Origin of the sequence: Niastella sp. (assembly GCF_045805085.1) — a bacterium.
GTDB lineage: Bacteria > Bacteroidota > Bacteroidia > Chitinophagales > Chitinophagaceae > Niastella.
Map to the genome: position 1 here is coordinate 22,661 of NZ_JBJMLX010000483.1, position 6,413 is coordinate 29,073.

Annotated in this window: 4 protein-coding genes; 3 read left to right on the forward strand and 1 reads right to left on the reverse strand. The window is 44.1% G+C overall.

Going from position 1 to position 6,413, the window contains the following annotated elements:
- Positions 1-68: 68 nt before the first annotated feature.
- From ACJ751_RS25500 to ACJ751_RS25510, 3 genes are all read left to right on the forward strand, one after another.
- Entirely contained in the window at positions 69-1,469 is a 1,401-nt protein-coding gene (locus tag ACJ751_RS25500; RefSeq protein WP_407748357.1) for an ammonium transporter, read from the forward strand.
- 98 nt (positions 1,470-1,567) lie between these two features.
- Positions 1,568-2,638, forward strand: coding sequence for a porin (locus ACJ751_RS25505; protein ID WP_407748358.1), 1,071 nt, complete (start codon positions 1,568-1,570; stop codon positions 2,636-2,638).
- Positions 2,639-3,060: 422 nt separating this feature from the next.
- Entirely contained in the window at positions 3,061-4,680 is a 1,620-nt protein-coding gene (locus ACJ751_RS25510) for an ammonium transporter (RefSeq protein WP_407748359.1), read from the forward strand.
- A 798-nt stretch (positions 4,681-5,478) separates the two neighbouring features.
- On the opposite strand, the gene ACJ751_RS25515 is transcribed toward ACJ751_RS25510, so the two are convergent.
- On the reverse strand, positions 5,479-6,413 hold a 935-nt coding region (locus ACJ751_RS25515; RefSeq protein ID WP_407748360.1), incomplete at its 5' end, for a phosphoenolpyruvate carboxylase.

Sequence of the window (6,413 nt, forward strand, 5' to 3'; positions counted from 1 at the left end):
TTTCGGGGTAATATTATTAGATGCATTAAATTAATAATATCATTCTCTTAACTAAACAACGGAAAACAATGAAACTGTCATTTAAAAATGTAATGCCGTTCCTGGTATTGGTAGCCGTAGCCCTGGTTGCCATGTTTATAAAACCTGAGGCGGATCATGTTCCGGGCGCAACAGAAACAGCCTATAGCGCAGCAGATATTGCCTGGGTACTGGTTTCAACGGCGTTGGTGTTTTTAATGACGCCTGGCCTGGCTTTCTTCTACGGTGGTATGGTGCACCGCAAAAACGTGATCTCCACCATGATCAAAAGTGTGGTTGCTGCCGGTGTGGTTGGCGTATTGTGGATCACTGTTGGTTTTAGTTTGAGCTTTGGTGATTCCTGGCATGGACTTATTGGTGATCCTTCCACTTTCCTTTTCTTCAAAGGGGTGAAATCAGGCGCTGCATGGCCTGGCGCTCCCACCATTCCTCTCGGTTTGTTTGCCTTGTTTCAACTGATGTTCGCCATCATTACACCCGGTCTGGTTGTAGGTGCTGTGGCTGAACGTATACGGTTTACCTCTTATATATTGTTTATTGTATTGTTTAGCCTGCTGGTATATGCTCCCGTAGCGCACTGGTCATGGCATCCCAAAGGATTTTTAGCTGTTATGGGTGCATGGGACTTTGCCGGTGGTACAGTGGTACACATCACTGCTGGTTGTGCTGCCCTGGCTGGCGCCCTGGTTTTAAAGCGCAGAAAAACACATATGGCCCACCAGGAAACACCTGCTGCCAACGTGCCTTATGTACTGATCGGTACAGGTTTACTGTGGTTCGGCTGGTTCGGTTTTAACGCCGGTTCTGCTGTAGGCGCTTCTGGCTTGGCAGTAAATGCCTTCGGAACTACCAACACTGCCGCTGCTGCTGCAGGTTTGGCCTGGATGTTCTTTGATGTGGTAAAAGGTAAAAAACCTTCAGTACTCGGTTTTTGTATCGGTGCTGTTGTAGGTTTAGTTGCTATCACTCCAGCCGCTGGTTATGTAGGTATTTCTCAAAGTATCATTATAGGTGTTGTAGGCGCTTTGGTGTCTAACATAGCAGTTGGGATTAAACAAAGATCTACTTTGGACGATGCGCTCGATGTATTCCCCTGTCACGGTATTGGCGGTATGGTAGGTATGTTGCTTACCGGTGTATTTGCCAATACGAATGCACATGGAATTCCGAACGGTCCTCAGGGGTTGTTCTATGGCAATCCTGCATTCTTCTTTACCCAGTTTAAAGCGATGGCCATAGTTGTTGTATATAGCTTCACCGTTTCTTACGCTATATTCAAATTCATCAACTTCGTTCTCCCTATGCGTGTAACCGAAGAAGAAGAAGAACTGGGTCTGGATGAAACTCAACACAATGAAAAATATTTGCAAGGGACTTTGCTGGTTAGCGGTGGGAATGGAAAGCTAGTGGAAAAGGCAGCTGAGTTCTAAAAAGAAAAAGGTACAGCTTATAATAAGATCGGGCTTCTGACACAAGCCCGGTTCCTACCAACCGTACCCTTTTCATTAACACTTAAAATCTAACTGCAATGTTAAGAAAAATTTCTTCATTGGCCATGTTTAGCATGGTCCTGGGTTCTTATGTTAAAGCGCAAGATTCTACGAAAAAAAGTCCTCTCGTTATTACAGGTTCTGTAGATGCATATTATCGCTATAATTTCCATAATGCCAAAGATTCAGGCATTACTAATAATTACACCAGCTTTACCAATTCGCACAATTCATTCGAATTGGGGATGGCATCGGTAAGGGCTGATTATACCACTGGTAAAGTAACGGGAACATTGGATCTGGGTTTTGGCAGAAGGGCGGAAGAGTTTTCTTACAATGAGAAAGCCACAGGTTTGGGAACCGCTATCAAGCAGGCCTACATTTCAGTGGCCGCTACCGATAAATTAAAGTTCACCATGGGTAAATGGGCCACCCATATCGGTTACGAGGTGGTAGATGCCTATATGAACCGCAACTATAGCATGTCGTACATGTTCTCGTTCGGTCCTTTCTTTCATACTGGGTTAAAAGCTGAATATACTGCTGGTAAATTTGGGTTCATGTTGGGGGTAGCCAATCCTACCGACAATGTGACCGCCAGTTTTTCCAAGAAAATGGCGCTGGCGCAGGCCAGTTATACCAGTGAAGGCGGTAGTCTGAAAGCTTTCCTTAATTACCAGGGCGGTAAAGACCTGGCCGAAAACACCGTTAACCAGGTTGACCTGGTAGTGAACGGCACCCTTAGTGATAAGTTCAGCATCGGTTATAACGGAACGGTTCAGTCTGTTAAGCCCAATGGCAAAAGCAGTGGCGATAGCTGGTGGGGATCTGCCATTTATTTGAATGCTGATCCTTCCAAAACGTTCGGCTTAACCCTGCGTGGTGAGTATTTCGATGATAAGAATGCCGTGTCAGGATTCTCCTCTGCGGCCGGATTAGGCACCAGTGTTATCGCTGCAACCCTTTCGGGCAACATCCATATCGAGAATTTGACCATCATTCCTGAATTCAGATTGGATAGTTCAAAGGATCCCATTTTTACCAAGAATCCAAATGAGGGGGTAAAAAGCACAGGTACTTTCATTTTGGCAGCTACCTGGCATTTTTAGCAGTGATAAGATGATTTTGTTTGTTTCACATGAGAGATAAAAAACGGTTGACAGTTGGTAATCACAGTTCCAACTGTCAACTTCCTTAAACCAGAGCTACATGGACTGCTCTGCTATACAAGGGCCGTAACCAAAACTAACCCGCTTATTTTATTTGCATCCGTACACTATTGAGGATGATTTATTAGTACCGGAGCAAAGAAGTTCATTGTTTATTGTTTGCTGTATGTAGGTTTTAAAGTATTCGGGGCTCTGGATCTGAATTCATAAGGTGTAATTATATTTTGATCATAACATATGTGTCAACTGCCTTATAAGGCATTGCACAAAACCCAAAAGAGACGACCAGGCTGATATTAAGTTGAATTGGCGGCATCGCCGGTTAAACTTCTATTGTTCACCCCAATTAAAACTTTTTTAACATGCAAGCAAAGCATTTAGGCTTTTTTCGTATCCTTTCCAGTTTAACGGGAAATACGAAAAATGTATTGGAACCCGCCATTCAACTTACCCGTTCAGAAAAATGGAAGTTAGGTTCTACCATTTTTCTGGGGAAAATGATTGGGTTGGGCCTCGTGTTTCTCGCAATGATCTTTCTTCCCGGTATGCTGGGTACGCCTGCTCAGGCGCAAACCGGCTATACAGCACATGAAACAGCCATGGTGAATTCAATAAATACCGTGTGGACACTGGTGGCTGCTTTTTTGGTATTTGGCATGCAGGCTGGTTTTGTTATGCTGGAAGCGGGTTTTGCCCGTAAGAGAGAAACCGTGAATGTTTTAATGGAGTGTATACTGGATACTTGTTTATGCGGTATACTTTTTTGGGCTATTGGCTATGCGTTTATGTTTAGTCATGGTAATGGCTTTATTGGTACGCATTGGTTTTTTCTTTCAGGTGCTCCTGATACCTACGAAGCTACCGGTGTTCCCATACTGGCGCACTGGATCTTTCAGTTTGCATTTGCCGATACCTGCTCAACCATTACTTCAGGCGCCATGATCGGTCGTACCAGTTTTCGTGGCGACATATTATACAGCATTGGGGTAACCGGTTTTATTTATCCCATCATCGGTCACTGGGCATGGGGACCAGATGGATTTTTGGTTACCATGGGCAGTGCCGGTAATTTCCTTCCTTCTCTCGGACAGCCTTTTCGCGATTTTGCAGGATCTACGGTAGTGCATACCATTGGTGGTGTTATATCATTGGCAGGCGCTATGGTGCTTGGTCCCCGTCTTGGGCGAGTATTTGCGCGTGACGGTGGAGGCATGCCTGCTCCTCATAACCTTACCGTGGCGGCAGTAGGCGGCTTTTTATTATGGTTTGGCTGGTATGGTTTTAATCCCGGCAGTACACTTTCGGCTTTAGATGCACAAGGCATTGGCCGCGTAGCCGCTAACACAACCCTGGCTGCCTGTACCGGCGGTTTGGCCGCTATGATGGCTGCTTACTGGTGGGGTGCTACAAAAGGAAAGTTCGACCTGGCTTTTTCTATCAATGGCTTTTTGGCCGGTTTGGTGGCCATTACGTGCCCCTGCTATTGGGTAAGCCCGTTGGGGGCCATTTTACTGGGCGCTATTGCCGGTTTTGTAGTATATGCCGGCGCCTGGCTGGTTGAATACTGTCGTATAGACGATCCGGTGGGCGCCGTTGCAGTACATGGTTTTTGTGGTATTTGGGGAACCCTGTCGCTAGGTTTTTTTGCTTGTGGCAAGTATGGCGCAACAGGGCCGCTTGGCGCAGATAACAGTGCCCCGGTAACTGGTTTGTTGTATGGCGGAGGAATGGGTGTGCTGAAGGCTCAGTTTATTGGCAGCGCCATTATTACCATTGGCACCTTTGTAGTTGCATTTATATTGATGTGGGTTATAAGGCAGTTACCCGACCCATGGAATTTGCGGGTAGAAGCAAAAGGAGAAACAGGCTCTGGCGGTATAGATGTATTTGAGCATGGTACAGAAGCATATCCGCATCAACCTGCTGTTGTAGATATCCCAGAATACCAACCCCAGCCTAAAGAGCAACCGGTATTTTCATAATTGATTTTTTAAGTCGATGGTTTTTGTTGGGCCTTTTCAATAAGATATACCAAAAGGGTATTTCCGGCCTGGAAGTACCCTTTTTTATGGCATATTATGGATAACACCTTAAAAAACATATTATAAATAAAGACCAAACAAAGAGATCGGAATCCTTGCGGTTTGTCTGGGCTTGGTCTGGGTTATGTCTGGGCTTGGTCTCTGTCTGGTTTAGAAGAAATATGAAAAAATCAGGAATTTGTGCACAAAGAGGTATCAGTATTATTATTAATTTTATATGTAGTATAATTTACATGATGCCGTTAAAAAATGGTATTTTTGATTATAATAATAAACAATTTGCGTAATTAGGCATTAAGTTTAGAACAGAATATGGCTTATTTGATTATATTATATTTATCATAATATTTTAGCGAATTGGTTTCTTTCACCCCCTCAACACGATTGGTTTGTATTTGAAAAACAAGGGTATTTGAATATACCAGGTAAGAGAAGTGTGAGATTGAACAGCGGATGCCGATTAACGAAGTTCAAATAATATTCAATAGTGTTCTGGATTTTCACCTATAACCAAAACTAACTAACGCTGTGCGGTATAAATGAAATAGTATTTAATGCTTTTTTTCATTACCGTTGTTTTAGTTATCAGAAAAACGCGCCCGTTTCGCCGGGTGCGTTTATTTTTTGGTGAATGTTGAATGGTAAATGGTGAATAGCTCGCGATTTTCTCAGTTTCGAACTAATCAGGAAGCTGAAAATTGAAAAATCCATTGACCATTCACCATTGACCATTCACGTCTACGCTGAGTTTCTTCCCGCATTAATAATACCGAACGAGCTGCGGATAACCAGCTTCTCGAAGATCTCTTTATGCTGTGGTTGCGCGTTTTGCTCTTCCATCAGGCGAATACGCGACATGGCGTATTGCTGAATGGTGGTCAATGGCAACACGATGCGTTCACGCATTAATACCGACAGCTGCTCAACAGGGTAATCAGCCATCAGTTCGCTTTTGCCCGATAACAGGAAAATATACCGTTGTGTTAATTCGTATTCTTTGTAGATCTGGTTCCAGATCTCGCCGTACCGGGGGTCCTGCGCCAGGTATTCCGTTAAGGGGAAGAAGCATTTCTTCATCGCCATCTCGCAATTATCCATCAGGGTTTTGAAGAACAACGAATGGCGGTAAACCTTCTTAATATCGTTTAATTTGCCTTTTTTCTCCATGGCCTGTAAGGCACTGCCCACACCATAGTAACCGGTTACGTTTTGTTTTAACTGGCTCCAGGCGCCTACAAATGGAATGGCCCGCAAATCTTTCAACGACAGTTTTGATGAAGAGCCGCGTTTGGCCGGCCGGCTGCCGATATTGGTCTGGCTGTAGAATTTCAGCGGACTAACATGCGCCAGGTAATTTAAGAAGTCGGGATTGTTCTTTAATTCATTATAGGATCTCAAACCTTCTTCGGCCAGTTCACCCAGAATTTCTTCTTCTTCTATTGATAATGTTTTGTCTTTATCGGCAAAGACATCGTTCGAAATTCCGGCATTCAACAATTGTTCAATATTGAACTGGGCAGAGTCGATAGTACCAAAGTTGGAACTAACGGTTTGTCCCTGTATAGTCAATTGAATTTCTTTATTGCTGATGTTCTTGCCCATAGAAGCATAGAACTTATGGGTTTTACCACCCCCACGTGCCGGAGGACCGCCACGGCCATCGAAGAACACTA